We start from the raw sequence: 17,185 nt of genomic DNA, 5'->3' as shown, positions 1-17,185 counted from the left end.
TAAAATATTTGCCTTGATTGAAAATGGGTGCTCGTCTTCCCTTACTCCCTTACTCCCTTACTCCCTTACTCCCTTACTCCCTTACTCCCTTACTCCCTTACTCCCTTACTCCCTTACTCCCTTACTCATTTTCCCCCGCGCTCAGTCAAAGGATAACGCTTCATTAAGCTTAATATCCGATAACTGACGAACGAATCCGCCATGTCGCCAGGTTGTCGGCAAATGGACGGAATCCGCAAGCAAAACGCTAAGGCATGTTTCCTGAAATTGGGAACCGATTTTGGAACAAACCTGCGTGAAAACAAAAGATTGAAGCGCAACACGCTTTAGAAGACGGGCCAAGTACCCGGGAAAGGATCGGAATGATGGCAAGCCTCGGCGGAGACAATTCTCAAGCCGAAGGGGCTGAAGTCCGTCACGTTCCGGTGCTGATCGCCGAAGTGATCGATGCCCTGAAGCCTGTACCTGGCGCAGTGATTGTCGATGGGACATTCGGTGCCGGTGGTTACACGCGTCGCATCCTGGAGACGGGAGCGGACGTGATCGCGATTGACCGCGATCCGACTGCAATCGAAGCCGGGCGGGCGATGGAAAAGCAGTTTCCGGGCAGGCTCGATCTGGTCGAGTCCCGGTTCTCTGTTCTTGATGAGGCAGTCTCGAAGGTTAAGGGAACGGGCAGCAAGGTGGACGGCGTTGTGCTCGATATTGGCGTATCGTCGATGCAGATCGATGAGGCCGAGCGCGGCTTTTCCTTTCAGAAGGATGGTCCGCTCGACATGCGCATGTCGAAAAAAGGACCAAGTGCTGCCGATGTGGTGAACTGCCTCAAGACCGGTGATCTTGCCCGCATCTTCAATTTTCTTGGCGAGGAACGCCATGCGGGCCGTATCGCACGCATGATCGACAAGCGCCGGACCGCACAGCCTTTCACGCGCACGCTCGATCTTGCCAATGCCATCGAAACGCTGGTGGGACGCAATCCGAAGGATCGCATCCATCCGGCGACGCGGGTGTTTCAGGCGCTGCGCGTCTATGTGAATGACGAACTGGGCGAACTGGCGCGGGCGCTGCTTGCGGCCGAACGCATCCTGAAACCGGGCGGTCGGCTGGTTGTCGTGACTTTCCATTCGCTCGAGGACCGCATGGTGAAGCGCTATTTCGCGGACCGTGCAGGCGGCAGTGCCGGATCGCGCCATCTGCCGGAAACGCATGTGCGTCTGCCGAGCTTTACACCCGCGGTCAAGGGCGCTGTCGGCCCGACCGCAGAGGAAGAAGAACGAAATCCGCGCGCGCGCTCGGCGAAGCTGCGCGCAGGCATCAGGACGGAAAATCCGCCACTGGAAGACGATCTATCCCTTTTCGGACTGCCCAAACTGCCCGAGACGAACGAACTGGCCCGGAGTTAAACGAGTGCTGCGTACTTTCGACATCATCATGATAGCGGCGATGCTGGTGGCGGCGACCGTCACCTACACGATCAAATATGACGCGGAAAAGCAGATCGCCGTCATCGCCAAGCTGAAGCGACAGATCGACTCCGAGAAGGACACGATCACGCTCCTGCGCGCTGACTGGGCTTTGATGACCCAGCCTGGCCGCCTGCAAAGTCTCGTTGGTGTCTACGAAAAGGAACTTAACCTCCAGCCGATTGAAGCCGAACAGCTTGTGCTGGGCGTCAGCGAAATTCCGGAACGTCCGGTTGATGATATCCAGAAGATCATCTCCGGCAGCGACGAACTGCTTGCAAGCGGCGTGCTTGAAAAGGATGCCATCACGACCGGCAGCGTCAAGAAAAGCGGGGCGAGGCACTGATCATGCGGCTGAGACTTTTCAGAAAAAAGAATATGCAGGCAGATGACGGTGTTGAGCCGGTCGGCGATGAAAAGCTGGCCGGCAACATGGCGTTTGTCGGTTCGCGCAAGAAGCATGGCAATCGCGCGCGCAATCGCCTCTGGATGGCTATCACCTGCTTTGTCGGCATCTATGGTGTGATGGGCGGCAAGCTCATCTATTTCGGTGTCATCGGCGGCGAAAACGAGGATAATGCAGGCCCGGCTGTTCATCAGCTCGCATCGCGCCCCGATATTCTCGACCGCAACGGCGAAATTCTTGCGACTGACATCAAGACTGCTTCGCTCTATGCAGAGCCGCGCAAGATTGTAGATCCCGACGAAACCATCGAAATGCTGTCGACGGTGCTGCCCGATCTCGATTGGGAAGCGACGTATAAGCGTCTGAAAAGCGGTGCCGGTTTCGTCTGGGTGAAGCGCGGGCTGACCCCGAAACAGCAGAGCCAGATCATGGCGCTGGGCGTTCCGGGCATCGGATTCCGTACGGAAAAGCGCCGCTTCTATCCGGGCGGCCCAACCGCTTCGCACGTCCTCGGTCTCGTCAATGTCGACAATCAGGGCATTGCGGGCATGGAGAAATATATCGACAGCCAGGGGCTGACCGATTTGCGCTCTGTCGGCCTTGCGACCGGCCAGTCGCTGGAGCCGGTGCGCCTCTCGATCGATATTCGCGTCCAGCACATTATGCGTGACGTGCTGGTCAAGGCCATGGAACGCTACCGGGCGATTGCTGCCGGTGCTGTGGTGCTGAACGTCAAGACCGGCGAAGTGATTGCCATGGCATCGGTGCCGGATTTCGATCCGAACAACCCGGTCCACGCGCTGGACAAGGACCGCCTGAACCGCATGTCGGCAGGCACTTATGAAATGGGTTCGACCATCAAGAGCTTCACCACGGCGATGGCGCTCGATTCAGGCAAGTTCAACCTGCAGTCTAAACTCGATGCCAGCCGTCCGCTGGTATTCGGTCGCCAGACGATCCGCGACTTCCACGGCAAGGGCCGCTGGCTGACGCTGCCGGAAGTCTTCATCTTCTCGTCCAATATCGGTTCTGGTCGCGAAGCGGATGCCGTCGGCATTGAAGGTCATCGCGCATTCCTGAAGAAGATCGGCCTTCTCGACCGCATGCAAACGGAGTTGCCGGAAGTGGCGCGTCCCGTCGAGCCACGCGTGTGGAAGAAGGTCCATTCGATGACCATTTCGTTTGGCCACGGCATGATGACGACACCGTTGCAGACGGCGGTTGGTGCTGCCGCGCTGATGAATGGCGGCAAGCTGATGGAGCCGACTTTCCTGATGCGCACGCAGGCTCAGGCTGATCAGGTGGCCAAGCAGGTCATTCATCCACAGGTTTCTGCGGATATGCGCTACCTCTACCGCCTCAACGCGACCGCCCAGGGCGGCTCCGGCAAGCGGGCTACGGTTCCGGGCTATCGCGTCGGTGGCAAGACCGGCACGGCGGAAAAGGTCGTGCATGGCCGTTACTCGAAGGACGTGCGCTTCAACGCATTTCTGGCGTCATTTCCGATGGATGATCCGACCTATGTGGTGCTGACCATCATCGACGAACCGAAGCCGGAAGAAGGCAAGTTCAGCGCAACCGCTGGTCTTAATGCAGCACCGATGGTTTCGGAGATCATCCGCCGGTCTGCTTCGTTCCTCGGTGTGAAACCCGATTTCCAACTCGAAGCCCAGCCAGCAATGGTTAGCAATTTAAGCGGCAGGCCTGATTTTCAACAGGAAGTGCCGCCAGCAATGGTTTCCAACGAATACGACTGATTCGCCTAAAGCAGCCTTTGCAGCGAAACGCGCACAACTGAATCTGGATTTGGTATGACCATGAAACTGAAGGAAATCGCTCTCTTTAAGGAACTGGCCTCCGGCAATGCCGGTGAGGTGGAGATCACCGGCGTCACGTCGGACTCCCGCAAGGTCGAACGCGGTTTTCTTTTCGCAGCGCTGAAGGGCGTGAAAGCGGACGGTGCAGCTTTTGTCGCCGATGCCGTCAAGCGCGGCGCAAGCGCCATTATCGCAGGCAAGGATACGGCTGTCGCTGGCGCAGGTGTGCCGGTTCTTCATGTCGATGATCCCCGCCTTGCATTGGCAGTCGCTGCGGCGCAGTTCTATGGCAAGCAGCCACAAGTTATGGTTGCCGTCACAGGTACCAGCGGCAAGACTTCCGTTGCGTCCTTTACCCGGCAGATATGGGCCTATGCCGGGTTTCCTGCGGCGAATATCGGCACGACCGGCGTATTCTCGCCGACCCGCAGCGACTATAATTCGCTGACCACACCCGATCCGGTGGAACTGCATCGTGTTCTGGCAGAACTTGCCGATGAAGGCGTGACCCATGCGGCTATGGAAGCCTCATCGCATGGTCTTGACCAGCGCCGTCTGGACGGCGTCAGGCTCGCTGCCGGTGCCTTCACCAATCTCGGTCGCGACCATATGGATTATCATGCGACCATCGAAGAATATCTTGGCGCGAAGATGCGTCTCTTCAACACGCTTTTGCCGAAGGGCGCGCCAGCCATCATCTTCTCCGACGATCATTTCTCGGCACAGGCCATCGAAGCGGCAACGCTTGCCGGATGCGACGTGAAAACGGTTGGCCGGAAAGGCAATTTCATTGCGCTCAAGCGCGTGGAACACGAGCGTTTCCGCCAGCATGTCGAAGTGCGCATCGGCGACGAGATTTTTGAGATCGAACTGCCGCTCGCCGGGGATTTTCAGGTCGCAAATGCGCTGGTTGCCGCCGGGCTTGCCATGGTTACGGGTGTTCCGGCTGCGGCTGCAATGCGTGCCTTGGCGCTCCTGAAAGGCGCACCGGGACGGCTCGATCTCGTCGGCGCGACGGAAGATGGCGCCCCGGCCTATGTCGATTACGCCCATAAGCCCGAGGCGTTGGAAAATGTTCTGACTTCCGTGCGTCCGTTTACGACGGGCCGGGTGATTGTGGTTTTCGGTTGCGGCGGCGACCGCGACAAGGGCAAGCGTCCGATCATGGGCGAGATCGCCTCGCGACTGGCGGATGTGGCAATCGTCACGGATGACAATCCGCGTTCGGAGGTTCCAGCTCAAATCCGCTCCGAAATCATGGCGGCAGCGCCGGGGGCGACCGAAATCGGTGATCGTCGTGAAGCGATCTTCACCGCCGTGTCCATGATGCAGCCGGGTGATACACTGGTCGTTGCAGGCAAGGGGCACGAAGAAGGGCAGATTGTCGGCAATATTACCCTGCCGTTCTCGGATCATGCGGAAGTTGCTGCAGCACTTGCTGCCCGCCTTGAGGAGCGCTCGGAATGAGTGACTGGCTCTGGACATCCAACGACATGGTTGAAGCCATGGAAGGCAGGCCTTTTGGCAACCTTCCGGGCGGCATAACCGGTATCTCAATCGATAGTCGCTCGCTGAAGCCGGGCGAGGCTTTCTTTGCCATCAAGGGCGAACAGTTCGACGGGCATGATTTTGTAACCAGCGCCATGGCCGCCGGTGCAGGTCTTCTCGTGGTGGCCGAGCATCGTCTGCCCGCATTCGGCAATTCCAAAGTGCCGATGATCGTGGTCGAGGATGTGCTTGAGGCCCTGACCAAGCTTGGGATTGCCTCGCGGGCACGCTCGAAGGCGCAGATCATTGCGGTGACGGGTTCCGTCGGCAAGACGACGACCAAGGAAGCCTTGCGCCATGTGCTTTTGGAAGTTGGTAAGGTCCATGCTTCCGTGGCGTCGTTCAACAATCATTGGGGTGTGCCGCTGACGCTTGCGCGCATGCCTGTCGATACGGACTACGGCGTTTTCGAAATCGGCATGAACCATCACGACGAAATTCGTCCGCTGGTGAAGATGGTGCGCCCGCATGTCGCTCTGATTACGCTGATAGCCCCCGCGCATCTCGGTCATTTCGCCAATCTGGAAGAAATCGCCGTTGCCAAGGCAGAGATTTTCGAAGGCATCGTTCCAGGGGGCTATGCGCTTCTGAACCGCGACGACAAGCGCTTCAGGCAGTTGGAAGAACTGGCCGAAAAGGCCGGTGTCGAACATATTGCCACATTCGGCGAGAATGCCCGGTCCGACTATCGTCTGCGCGAAGTGAAGTTGCATCCAACCTGCTCCTGCATGACGGTGAAGATCGGCGCGCAGGAAGCAGCGGTGAAGGTCGGCATGCCGGGCCGCCATATCGTGCAGAATATGCTTGCTGTTCTCGGCGCCGCTGATCTGGTCGGGGCTGATATCGCCAAGGTAATGATGGCTATGGCGACGCTGTCCGCCGAAGGTGGTCGCGGCGCGCGCCATGTGCTTCAGCATCCCGAGGGCACGTTCACGCTGATCGACGAAAGCTACAACGCGAACCCGACCTCGATGCGCGCAGCCCTGTCGCTGCTGCATTCGACGACACCGGAAGGCTCACGTGGCCGTCGCATTGCTGTTCTGGGAGATATGCTGGAGCTTGGCCGCCAGTCGGGCAAACTTCACGCCGATCTGGCGCGCCCGATTGTGGATGCCGAAGTGAATGCGCTTTTTATCGGTGGACCGGACATGTCGGCACTTAAAAATGCCTTGCCGGTTGAAATTCAGACCGAGTACAGGCAAAGCACCGACGAATTGTTGCCGCTGGTGATCAAGGCGGTCCGTCCGGGCGATGTCATCATGGTGAAATCGTCGAAGGGGATCGGCTTTTCCAAAATCGTCAAGGCGCTGATCAGCCAGTTTCCGCCGGTGGAACCCGCGGAGTAAGCGGTATTTGAGGGATTTTTCTCTACATGTTGATGCTTCTCACCTTCTTCGCCGAACATATGACACCGCTCAATGTGTTCCGCTACATTACCTTCCGCACCGGCGGCGCGATGATTACATCGGCGCTGATCGTGTTCCTGTTCGGCCCGTCGATCATCAACTCGCTCCGGGTGCGTCAGGGGAAAGGCCAGCCGATCCGCGCTGACGGTCCGCAGACCCATTTCAAGAAGGCCGGTACGCCCACCATGGGCGGCCTCATGATCATGACCGGCATTCTTGTGTCATGCCTGCTTTGGGCCAATCTGGCCAGCGTCTATGTCTGGGTTGTTCTGCTGGTTACGATAGGTTTCGGCGCCATCGGCTTTTATGATGATTATCTCAAGGTGACGAAGCAGTCCGACAAGGGTTTTTCCGGCAAGGCGCGTCTTGGCATCGAATTCCTGATCGCCGCTATTGCCGCTTTCGTCATCATGCGTGCAGGGCAGGAGCCGTTCTCGTCTTCGCTGACATTCCCGTTTGCCAAGCAGTTCGTCGTCAATCTGAGCTGGTTCTTCATTCCGTTTGCTGCCTTCGTCATGGTCGGCGCGGGCAATGCCGTAAACCTGACTGATGGTCTTGACGGGCTTGCAATCGTTCCGGTCATGGTGGCCGCAGCATCCTTCGGCTTCATTGCCTATCTTTCCGGTAATGCGATCTTCGCCGACTATCTGCAGATCCATTTCGTGCCGGGCACGGGTGAACTTGCTGTGGTTCTTGGCGCTGTTATCGGCGCGGGGCTTGGCTTCCTGTGGTTCAACGCGCCTCCCGCCGCTATCTTCATGGGCGATACGGGTTCGCTGGCGCTGGGCGGTATGCTGGGTACTGTTGCAGTTGCAACGAAGCATGAAATCGTTCTCGCCATCATCGGCGGCCTGTTCGTCGTCGAAGCACTTTCCGTCATCATTCAGGTTGGTTCCTTCAAACTGACCGGCAAGCGCGTCTTCCTCATGGCGCCTATCCACCACCATTTCGAAAAGAAGGGCTGGACCGAGAGCCAGGTCGTGATCCGGTTCTGGATCGTTGCGATCATTCTCGCGATGATCGGTCTTTCCACCTTGAAGCTCAGATAACAGGCATATCGAATGATCCCGATCACCGCCCTCAAGGATAAGACAGTCGCCCTTTTCGGACTGGGCGGGTCGGGCATTGCGACCGCCAAGGCGATTCTTGGCGGAGGCGCAAAGATCGTTGCCTGGGATGACAATCCAGACAGCGTTGCCCGTGCCCAGAGCGCGGGTATTGCCACAGGTGATCTTCGGCAGGCTGACTGGTCGCAATTTGCGGCCTTCGTGCTTTCGCCGGGCGTGCCGCTGACCCATCCAAAGCCGCACTGGACCGTCGATCTGGCCCATGCCGCAGGCGTCGAAATCATCGGTGACGTGGAACTGTTCGTCCGCGAGCGCAATCATATTGCTCCCGATTGCCCGTTCATCGCCATTACCGGCACCAACGGCAAATCGACGACGACCGCTTTGATTGCCCATATCATCAAGGCTTCTGGCCGGGATATGCAGCTTGGCGGCAATATCGGCACGGCAATCCTGACGCTGGAGCCGCCGCAGGCCAATCGTTTCTATGTGGTCGAATGTTCATCTTACCAGATCGATCTTGCGCCATCGCTGAACCCGACGGCGGGCATCCTGCTCAATCTGACGCCGGACCATCTCGACCGTCACGGCTCGATGGATAACTACGCCGCGATCAAGGAACGTCTGGTAGCGGCGAGCGACACGGCAATTGTCGGCGTTGACGATCATTATTGCGAAGCCATTGCGGACCGGCTCTATCGTGACGGCGTAAATGTTGTACGGATTTCCAAGGAAAAGCGCCTCGGCAAAGGCTATTTTGCTGACGGCGCCAAGCTGTTCTGGGCGCAGGATGGGGAAGTCGACGAAATCGCTTCTCTGGAAGGTATCGGTTCGCTGCGCGGCGCGCACAATGCGCAAAATGCGCTTGCAGCGATTGCGGCCTGTTTGTCGGTGGGCTTAAGCCTTGAAGAAATCCAGACGGGATTGAAGAGCTTCCCCGGTCTGGCCCACCGCATGGAACAGGTCGGGCATCGCGGGAAAGTCCTGTTCGTCAACGATTCCAAGGCGACCAATGCGGAAGCAACGGCTCCGGCATTGTCCTCCTTCCCGCAAAACATTTACTGGATTGCAGGTGGTGTACCGAAAGCTGGCGGGATTGCTTCGCTGGCGGGGTTCTTCCCGCGGATTGCCAAGGCATATCTGATCGGCGAAGCCGCAGCACAGTTTGCGGCAACGCTTGGCGATGCGGCGCCGTTCGAGATTTCCGACACGCTTGCAGTCGCCGTCGAGCACGCTGCCCGCGATGCCGGTAACGATGCTGCTCCCGAACCGGTCGTGCTGCTGTCGCCTGCTTGCGCGAGCTTCGACCAGTTCCAGAATTTTGAAAAACGCGGCGATGCATTCCGCAGCGCTGTTCTGGCGCTTCCGGGTGTAACGCCAATGAGAGGGGAAAGCTGATGGTAAGCCGTGTCGATCGCGGTCCTGTCGCCAATTGGTGGTGGACAATAGACCGCTTCTTCCTCGCTGCATGTCTGGCCCTGATGGGGCTTGGCATTCTGCTGTCATTCGCCGCAAGTCCTGCCGTGGCCCAGCGTATCGGCCTTGACGGGTTCCATTTCGTCGAACGCCAGATTTTCTTCATGGTTCCGGCGGTGGCCGTCATGATCGGCGTGTCGTTTCTCTCGCCGCGTCAGATCAGGCGATTTGCTTTGATCCTGCTTGGTATTTCCCTCGTATTGATGGTTGCAGCATTGTTCTTCGGTATCGAAGTGAAGGGTGCGCGGCGCTGGGTCAATCTGGCGGGTATCTCCATCCAGCCATCGGAATTCATGAAGCCCGCGTTTGTGGTGGTTTGCGCCTGGCTGTTCTCGGAGCGGGAACGCGGTGGCGAAATGCCCGGCAATTTTCTAGCCATGCTGCTGTTCGGCACTGTTGCCGCTCTGCTCGTTCTCCAGCCTGACCTTGGCCAGACAATGCTGACCACGGGCACATGGGGTGCGATGTTCTTCCTCGCCGGTCTGCCAATGTTCTGGATTCTGGTCCTGGGTGGTCTTGCTGTTTGCGGCGGCGTTTCTGCCTATTTCATGTTCGATCACGTGGCCGGACGTATCAATCGGTTCATGACGGGTGAGGGCGATACGTTCCAGGTCGATGCCGGTCGCGAAGCGATCCTGCGTGGTGGCTGGTTCGGACAGGGGCCGGGCGAAGGCACCATCAAGCGCATCATCCCGGACAGTCATACCGACTTCATTTTCTCGGTTGCGGCAGAAGAATACGGCATCATCCTGTGCATGATCATCATGCTGCTGTTCGCATTCATCGTCGTGCGCGGTCTTTCGATTGCGCTGCGCGAGCGTGATCCGTTCACCCGTCTGGCAGTCTCGGGGATTGTCATTCTGTTCGGTTTCCAGTCGATCATCAACATGGCCGTGAACCTGCATCTCATGCCTGCAAAGGGCATGACCCTGCCGTTCATTTCCTATGGCGGTTCCTCGCTTATCGCCATTGCCATCACGATGGGTATTCTTCTGGCTCTGACGCGCCGCCGTCCGGAAGCCCGCATGACCCATACGGTCGGTAGCGGTGTCGATATGGGCAAACGCATTCCTGCGCTGTGAGGGGCCGATGGTAAAAGGCGTAATCGTACTGGCCGCCGGTGGAACGGGCGGCCATCTCTTTCCGGCGGAAGCGCTGGCGCATGAATTGAAGGCACGCGGTTGGGACGTCCATCTGGCGACCGATGCGCGTGCGCAGCGTTTCGCGGGTGCCTTCGCGGAAGACCATATTCATGTCATTCGTTCGGCAACAATTGCAGGCCGCAACCCGATAGCGCTCCTGAAGACGTTCTGGTCGCTATGGCAGGGCAATCTCGATTCCCGTAAATTGTTCCGCCGGCTGAAGCCCAAACTCGTCGCGGGCTTTGGTGGCTATCCGACACTGCCGCCGCTCTATGCCGCGAGCAACATGAACATCCCGACGATGGTGCACGAGCAGAATGCCGTCATGGGCCGCGCCAACAAAGGGCTTGCAGGTCGCGTGAAAGCAATTGCTGGTGGCTTTCTGCCCGAGACCGGCGGGGCCTATGCCGAAAAGACGGTCACGACCGGCAATCCGGTGCGTCCTCCGGTTCTGGCCGCGGCTGGGACTTCTTACAAGCCGGTCAAGGCGGATGAACGGTTCCGCCTGCTGGTTTTTGGCGGTAGCCAGGGCGCACAGTTCTTTTCGACAGCCATTCCCGCTGCCGTGGCCTTGCTGCCGGATAGAGACCGGGCGCGGTTGCTGATTACCCAACAGGCGCGCAAGGAAGACGAAGCCGCCGTGCGGGAAGCTTACAAGAAACTTGGTGTTCCCGCTGATGTTGCGCCGTTTTTCAACGATATGCCGGCACGCATGGCGGATGCCCAGTTCGTGATTTCGCGTTCCGGCGCTTCGACTGTTTCGGAGATCACGGTGATCGGCCGCCCGGCAATGCTGGTGCCGTTTCCGCATGCGCTCGATCATGATCAGGCGGCGAATGCGGCAGCGCTTGCGGCTGTCGGCGGTGGCGAGGTCGTTCGCCAGTCGGAATTGTCGCCAGAATGCTTGGCCGCGATACTCCAGGCTGCAATGAATCAGCCGGAGCGCCTCGAAGCACAAGCAAAAGCTGCAAAAAGCGTTGGTAAGCCGGATGCAGCGCGGTTGCTTGCTGATCTGGCAGAGGCTATTGCAGCAGGTAAATCTGTTCAGGAATTTAAAGAAGGAACTCGGCCATGAAAATGCCGCTGAATATCGGGCTTGTCCATTTCATCGGAATTGGCGGCATCGGCATGAGCGGTATTGCCGAAGTGCTGCACAATCTCGGCTATCATGTGCAGGGCTCGGACCAGTCCGACAGCGCCAATGTACAGCGCCTGCGTGAAAAAGGCATTGAGGTCTTTGTCGGCCACAAGGCTGAAAATATCGGCGATGCCGAAGTGGTTGTCGTTTCGACGGCGATCAAGAAGAACAATCCCGAGCTGGTTGCTGCACGCGAAAAACTGTTGCCCATCGTGCGCCGTGCCGAAATGCTGGCCGAACTGATGCGCTTCCGTCATGCGGTCGCGATTGGCGGCACGCATGGCAAGACCACCACGACGTCGATGGTTGCGGCCTTGCTCGATGCCGGGCACCTCGATCCAACGGTTATCAATGGCGGTATCATCAACGCCTATGGCACCAATGCCCGCATGGGCGATGGTGACTGGATGGTGGTGGAAGCGGATGAAAGCGACGGTACGTTCCTCAAGCTTCCGGCTGATATTGCGGTCGTCACCAATATCGACCCGGAACATCTCGACCATTACGGCAATTTCGATGCCGTGCGCGCGGCTTTCGCGCAGTTTGTCGAGAATGTGCCGTTCTATGGCTTTGGCGTGATGTGCCTTGACCATCCCGAAGTGCAGGCTCTGGTGAGCCGCATCGAAGACCGGCGTATTGTGACTTATGGCCAGAACCCGCAGGCCGATGTGCGTTTTGTCAATCACCGGATGGATGGCGCGGCGAGCCTGTTCGATGTCGTGATCCGCTCCCGCAAGGGCGAGGCGACCGAGATCAAGGATCTGCGTCTGCCGATGCCGGGCCAGCACAACGTATCCAATGCGACGGCAGCAATCGCTGTCGCGCATGAACTGGGTATCTCTGCCGACGATATTCGTCGCGGTCTCGGCTCGTTCGGCGGCGTGAAACGTCGCTTTACCCATACGGGCACATGGAACGGCGTCGAGATATTCGACGATTACGGCCATCACCCGGTTGAAATCCGCGCCGTGCTGAAAGCCGCGCGTGAAGCCACGAAAGGTCGTGTGGTTGCCATCGTGCAGCCGCACCGTTTCACGCGTCTGGCAAGCCTGTTTGATGAATTCGCGGCATGTTTCAACGATGCCGATACAGTCATCGTGGCGCCGGTCTATACGGCAGGCGAAGACCCGATCGAAGGCATCAATTCCGAAACGCTCGTATCACGCATCAAGACCGCAGGTCATCGCGATGCGCGCTATGCCAGCGGTCCAGAGGCGCTGGCGCCGTTGGTCGCGTCGATTGCAGAGCCGGGCGATTTCGTAGTCTGCCTCGGCGCAGGCAATATTACGCAGTGGGCATATGCACTGCCGAAAGAACTGGCAGAACAGGGTAAGAAGTAACATGGAAAGCGGTGAGACGCTTCTGAAGAAGCTCGACGGCAAACTGTCGGGCTTGCGTGGTCGGCTGACGCCCGATACCGGCATGGACAAGATCACCTGGTTCCGCGCTGGCGGACCGGCACAGGTCCTGTTTCAGCCTGGCGACGAAGAAGACCTCTCCACATTTCTGAAAGCCGTGCCGGAAGAGATACCGATTCTCGTTGTCGGCATCGGCTCCAATCTGCTCGTACGCGATGGCGGTGTTCCCGGCTTCGTCGTGCGGCTTTCTGCAAAAGGCTTCGGCGAAGTCGAACAGGTTTCCGATACGCAGTTGCGGGCCGGGGCGGCGACGCCTGACAAGCGTGTGGCCGCAGCGGCTCTGGAAGCGGGGCTGGCTGGCTTTCATTTCTACCACGGCATACCCGGCGGCATTGGCGGCGCTTTGCGCATGAATGCAGGCGCAAACGGCGTGGAAACACGCGAGCGCGTCGTTGAGATTCGCGCCCTTGATCGGAACGGCGAGGTGCATGTGCTTTCCAATGCCGATATGGGCTACGCCTATCGGCATTCTTCTGCGCCATCGGATATGATTTTTACCTCCGTCTTGTTCGAGGGAGTTCCGGGTGAGCGAGATGAGATCCGGCAGGCCATGGACGAGGTGCAGCATCATCGCGAGACGGTGCAGCCTGTGCGCGAAAAGACGGGTGGTTCGACCTTCAAGAATCCGGAAGGCACATCGGCCTGGAAGGAAATCGACAAGGCAGGCTGTCGCGGTTTGCGTGTCGGCGGCGCGCAGATGTCCGAAATGCACTGCAATTTTATGATCAATACAGGCACCGCAACGGGGCATGATCTGGAGACTTTGGGCGAAACGGTACGCGCCAAAGTTTTCGAAAATTCGGGTATTCGCCTTCATTGGGAAATCAAACGTCTCGGTTTGTTCCGCGAGGGTGAGCCGGTTGAAGAGTTTCTTGGAAAATTTTGATAAAAAAGTTGCCCGGATTTTCTACCTGATATTCCGGGCTTTTTTGCCTTCACAAGCGACGCGTAAGGTTCGTCCCTTCCTATAGGGTCTTGTCACGGAATCAATCCTCTGATTCTTTAGGGTTAACCACACAGTGATTTGATTCGGCAGGATTTTCCTGCCGCGGGTGCCTGCGGCCTGTGCTGCTGGGTTGCTCGGATTCTGTTTAATTGATGCGCAGGGGATTGCGCAGAGGGGATGCTAACATGACGGGAAAGCACGTCGCCGTTTTGATGGGCGGTTTCTCTTCGGAGCGTCCGGTCAGCTTGTCCTCCGGAGCAGCTTGCGCTGCGACCCTTGAAGAGCGCGGCTATCGCGTGACGCGTGTTGATGTGGATCGCAATGTTGCCAGCGTTCTTGCAGAACTGAAGCCTGATGTTGCGTTCAATGCGCTGCATGGTCCTTTCGGTGAGGATGGCGCTATTCAGGGCGTGCTCGAATATCTCCAGATTCCCTATACGCATTCGGGCGTGCTCGCTTCGGCGCTTGCCATGGACAAGGATCGCGCCAAGAAGGTTGCGGCTGCTGCTGGCGTTGCTGTTGCTCCCTCGCTTCTGCTCAATCGTTTTGAAATCGGTACAGAGCATCCGATGGAGCCGCCTTACGTGGTCAAGCCGGTTCGTGAAGGTTCGAGCTTTGGTGTTGTGATCGTTAAGGAGGATCAGACGCATCCTCCGCAAATCATCAGTTCGGCTGAGTGGAATTACGGCGCCGAGGTGCTGGTCGAAAAATACATTCCCGGTCGGGAATTGACCTGTGCGGTGATGGGTGATCGCGTCATGGACGTGTGCGAGATCATTCCGGTAGGGCATCAGTTCTACGACTATGATTCAAAATATGTTGCAGGTGCGTCTTCTCACGTGTGTCCGGCAAAAATTTTACCAAATATTTACCAAAAAATACAAACAATGGCCCTTACGGCGCATCGGGCAATCGGGTGTCGGGGCGTAAGCCGGTCAGACTTCCGTTTCGATGATCGTTTCTCTGAAGATGGCGAAGTTATCTGGCTGGAAATCAATACCCAGCCGGGGATGACTCCTACCTCGCTCGTGCCTGATATCGCCAAAGCGGCTGGTATCTCTTTCGGTGAATTGTTGAGTTGGATGGTGGAGGACGCGTCTTGTTTGCGTTGAACGGAAAATCGGACGGATATGGGCGCTCGGGCTCGATGCGGGATGCATCGGGGGCGATGGGTGCTGCTTTTGTCCTGCCGCGCTTCCTGCGCAAGCCGTTCCGCTTTGCCGTCCGCCTTTTCCAGGGCAATGTTAATATTCCGCGCCATGCTGGCACTGTCGGCATGCTGGGTTTCCTCGGTGCTACCGGCCTCTATGGCATGGCGGTTGGCGGTCACGCGCCGGAGGTGGTCAAGGCGACTGCTTCCACGCTCGGTTTTGCAATCGAGGATGTAAAGGTCGTTGGAAACAACGAGACCTCCGATATCGATGTTCTGGGCCAGCTTGATCTCGACGGCGAGACGTCTCTTGTCGGTCTGAGCGCAGAAGAAGCGCGCCAGTCGATCGACAAACTGCCCTGGGTTGAAAGCGCAGAAGTTCGCAAGGTTTATCCCGGCACCGTTCTTGTTTCGCTGCATGAGCGCAAGGCGTTCGCCATCTGGCAGAACGACAAGGACCTGTCGCTGATCGACGCCGCTGGCGACACGATCGTTCCGTTCCGTTCCGGCCGTTACAATTCGCTGCCGCTCGTCGTGGGTGAGGGTGCGGAAAAGAAGGTCAAAGGGTTTGTCGACGAGATTGCTGCCTATCCCGGTCTGGCCGGAAAGGTTCGCGCCTACATCCGTGTCGGCGACCGTCGCTGGGATCTGCTTCTCGATAATGGCGTGCGCATCATGCTGCCGGAAACCGATCCGCTGAAGGCATTGGCGCAGGTCGAGAAGCTCGATCAGGACCAGCATCTTCTGTCGCGCGATATCGCTGCGGTCGATCTTCGTCTCGATGATCGTGTGACGGTCCAATTGACGGCAACTGGCATGGAGCAGCGCCAGAAGTTTCTGGCAGAGCGTAAAAAAGAACTATCCCGCACGGGGAAGCGCGTATGAGTATTCTGGGCGGCAAGGGATCATCACAAGGCGGAACAGCAGGGCGCAAGGTGCGCCTGTTAACGGTTCTGGATGTCGGATCGAGCAAGGTTTCCTGCGTCATCGCACGGTTGCGTCCGCATGAAGGCGGCGCACTGCTGCCAGGTCGCACGCACCGTATGGAAGTGCTGGGCATCGGCCATCAGCGTTCGCGCGGCGTCAAGTCGGGCGTCATCATCGATCTGGATGCCGCTGAGCAGTCGATTCGTCTTGCGGTCGATGCAGCGGAACGCATGGCTGGCCTTACCGTCGATAGCCTGATCGTTAATATTTCGGCCGGTCGCCTCAAGAGCGAAACCTTCACCGCAAGCGTCAATCTGGGCGGCCATGAAGTCGAGCAGACTGATATTCGCCGCGTTCTGGCCGCCGGTGCCAAGCAGGCGCTCGCAGCCGAGCGTCACCTCGTTCATTCGCTGCCGGTCGGTTATACGCTCGACGGTGAACGTGGCATTCGCGATCCTCTCGGAATGTTGGGCGACAGCCTTGGCGTCGACATGCATGTGCTGACTGCCGATGCGGCGCCGTTGCGCAATCTGGAACTTTGCATCAATCGCTGCCACCTGTCGGTGGAAGCCATCGTAGCAACGCCTTATGCCAGCGGTCTTGCGGCTCTGGTCGGCGACGAGGCTGAAATGGGTGCGGCCTGTATTGATATGGGCGGCGGCACGACGACGATTTCCGTCTTCTCCGAAGGCAAGTTCATTCACGCCGATGCAGTGGCCATTGGCGGCAATCACGTGACGATGGACGTGGCTCGCGGCTTCTCCACCCGGATGGAAGATGCCGAGCGCCTGAAGGTCATGTACGGCTCTGCTCTGCCGAGCGCTGCCGATGACCGCGATCTCATCTCCGTGCCGCCCATCGGCGACGATGAGCGTGATGTACCCAATCAATATCCGCGCTCGGTGCTGACGCGGATTATCCGTGCAAGAGTGGAAGAGACGCTGGAACTGGTGCGCGACAGGCTCAACCAGTCAGGTCTTGGACATATTGTCGGCAAGCGTGTGGTTCTGACCGGCGGCGCAAGCCAACTGCCAGGAATGCCAGAGGCGGCCCGGCGAATCCTTGCAAGAAATGTACGAATCGGGCGTCCTCTAGGAATAGCGGGATTGCCTGAGGCGGCTAAGGGGGCAGCTTTTGCCGCGACCGTTGGACTTCTGATCTACCCGCAGGTGGCCGGGATAGAAGAGCGGTCGGTGAAAGCAGCTTCCTCCGGTCTCATGACCGGTACGGGTGGGCGCATTCAACGTGTCAGCCAATGGCTGAAAGAGAGTTTCTGAG

14 protein-coding genes are annotated in these 17,185 nt (G+C 58.2%); all 14 read left to right on the top strand.

Annotation, left to right across the window (positions count from 1 at the left end):
• Positions 1 to 362 precede the first annotated feature (362 nt).
• Positions 363 to 1,406 carry a 16S rRNA (cytosine(1402)-N(4))-methyltransferase RsmH gene (gene rsmH, locus F9K91_RS12190; RefSeq protein ID WP_208852694.1) on the top strand — a complete coding sequence of 348 codons (1,044 nt, stop codon included), beginning with the start codon at positions 363 to 365 and terminating at the stop codon, positions 1,404 to 1,406.
• 4 nt (positions 1,407 to 1,410) lie between these two features.
• The gene (ftsL, locus tag F9K91_RS12185) at positions 1,411 to 1,812 is read left to right on the top strand and encodes a cell division protein FtsL (RefSeq protein ID WP_109989767.1); all 402 of its coding nucleotides are present in this window, start codon (positions 1,411 to 1,413) and stop codon (positions 1,810 to 1,812) included.
• Between the two features lie 2 nt (positions 1,813 to 1,814).
• Positions 1,815 to 3,629, top strand: a complete 1,815-nt coding sequence (locus tag F9K91_RS12180) for a peptidoglycan D,D-transpeptidase FtsI family protein (RefSeq protein ID WP_151557260.1) — start codon at positions 1,815 to 1,817, stop codon at positions 3,627 to 3,629.
• A gap of 54 nt (positions 3,630 to 3,683) precedes the next feature.
• Positions 3,684 to 5,156 (top strand): UDP-N-acetylmuramoyl-L-alanyl-D-glutamate--2,6-diaminopimelate ligase, encoded by a 1,473-nt coding sequence (locus F9K91_RS12175; RefSeq protein ID WP_151557262.1) that lies wholly within the window; start codon positions 3,684 to 3,686, stop codon positions 5,154 to 5,156.
• Positions 5,153 to 6,583, top strand: a complete 1,431-nt coding sequence (locus tag F9K91_RS12170) for a UDP-N-acetylmuramoylalanyl-D-glutamyl-2,6-diaminopimelate--D-alanyl-D-alanine ligase (protein ID WP_151557264.1) — start codon at positions 5,153 to 5,155, stop codon at positions 6,581 to 6,583. Before F9K91_RS12175 ends, F9K91_RS12170 begins: the two co-directional genes overlap by 4 nt.
• A 26-nt stretch (positions 6,584 to 6,609) precedes the next feature.
• On the top strand, positions 6,610 to 7,692 hold the full coding sequence (mraY, locus tag F9K91_RS12165; RefSeq protein ID WP_061346004.1) for a phospho-N-acetylmuramoyl-pentapeptide-transferase: 1,083 nt from the start codon (positions 6,610 to 6,612) through the stop codon (positions 7,690 to 7,692).
• A gap of 12 nt (positions 7,693 to 7,704) precedes the next feature.
• Complete coding sequence (murD, locus tag F9K91_RS12160) at positions 7,705 to 9,108, top strand: UDP-N-acetylmuramoyl-L-alanine--D-glutamate ligase (RefSeq protein ID WP_151677879.1); 1,404 nt, start codon at positions 7,705 to 7,707, stop codon at positions 9,106 to 9,108.
• The gene (ftsW, locus tag F9K91_RS12155) at positions 9,108 to 10,268 is read left to right on the top strand and encodes a putative lipid II flippase FtsW (protein WP_061346006.1); all 1,161 of its coding nucleotides are present in this window, start codon (positions 9,108 to 9,110) and stop codon (positions 10,266 to 10,268) included. Before murD ends, ftsW begins: the two co-directional genes overlap by 1 nt.
• A 7-nt stretch (positions 10,269 to 10,275) precedes the next feature.
• Positions 10,276 to 11,403 carry an undecaprenyldiphospho-muramoylpentapeptide beta-N-acetylglucosaminyltransferase gene (murG, locus tag F9K91_RS12150; protein ID WP_151677878.1) on the top strand — a complete coding sequence of 376 codons (1,128 nt, stop codon included), beginning with the start codon at positions 10,276 to 10,278 and terminating at the stop codon, positions 11,401 to 11,403.
• The gene (gene murC / locus F9K91_RS12145) at positions 11,400 to 12,806 is read left to right on the top strand and encodes a UDP-N-acetylmuramate--L-alanine ligase (protein WP_151677877.1); all 1,407 of its coding nucleotides are present in this window, start codon (positions 11,400 to 11,402) and stop codon (positions 12,804 to 12,806) included. The genes murG and murC overlap by 4 nt, the downstream gene beginning before the upstream one ends.
• 1 nt (position 12,807) lies before the next feature.
• A complete protein-coding gene (gene murB, locus F9K91_RS12140) occupies positions 12,808 to 13,770 on the top strand; it encodes a UDP-N-acetylmuramate dehydrogenase (RefSeq protein ID WP_151677876.1) in 963 nt (320 codons plus the stop codon).
• Between the two features lie 245 nt (positions 13,771 to 14,015).
• Positions 14,016 to 14,942 carry a D-alanine--D-alanine ligase gene (locus tag F9K91_RS12135; protein WP_061346010.1) on the top strand — a complete coding sequence of 309 codons (927 nt, stop codon included), beginning with the start codon at positions 14,016 to 14,018 and terminating at the stop codon, positions 14,940 to 14,942.
• Positions 14,930 to 15,865, top strand: a complete 936-nt coding sequence (locus F9K91_RS12130; RefSeq protein ID WP_151677875.1) for a cell division protein FtsQ/DivIB — start codon at positions 14,930 to 14,932, stop codon at positions 15,863 to 15,865. The genes F9K91_RS12135 and F9K91_RS12130 overlap by 13 nt, the downstream gene beginning before the upstream one ends.
• The gene (gene ftsA, locus F9K91_RS12125; RefSeq protein ID WP_010659734.1) at positions 15,862 to 17,184 is read left to right on the top strand and encodes a cell division protein FtsA; all 1,323 of its coding nucleotides are present in this window, start codon (positions 15,862 to 15,864) and stop codon (positions 17,182 to 17,184) included. The genes F9K91_RS12130 and ftsA overlap by 4 nt, the downstream gene beginning before the upstream one ends.
• Position 17,185 lies beyond the last annotated feature (1 nt).

The sequence above is a fragment of the Brucella tritici genome, assembly GCF_008932295.1.
In the GTDB taxonomy this organism is placed as follows: domain Bacteria; phylum Pseudomonadota; class Alphaproteobacteria; order Rhizobiales; family Rhizobiaceae; genus Brucella; species Brucella tritici.
Note: the sequence above shows the minus strand (reverse complement) of the source record. Positions and strands in the feature narration are given on the sequence as shown.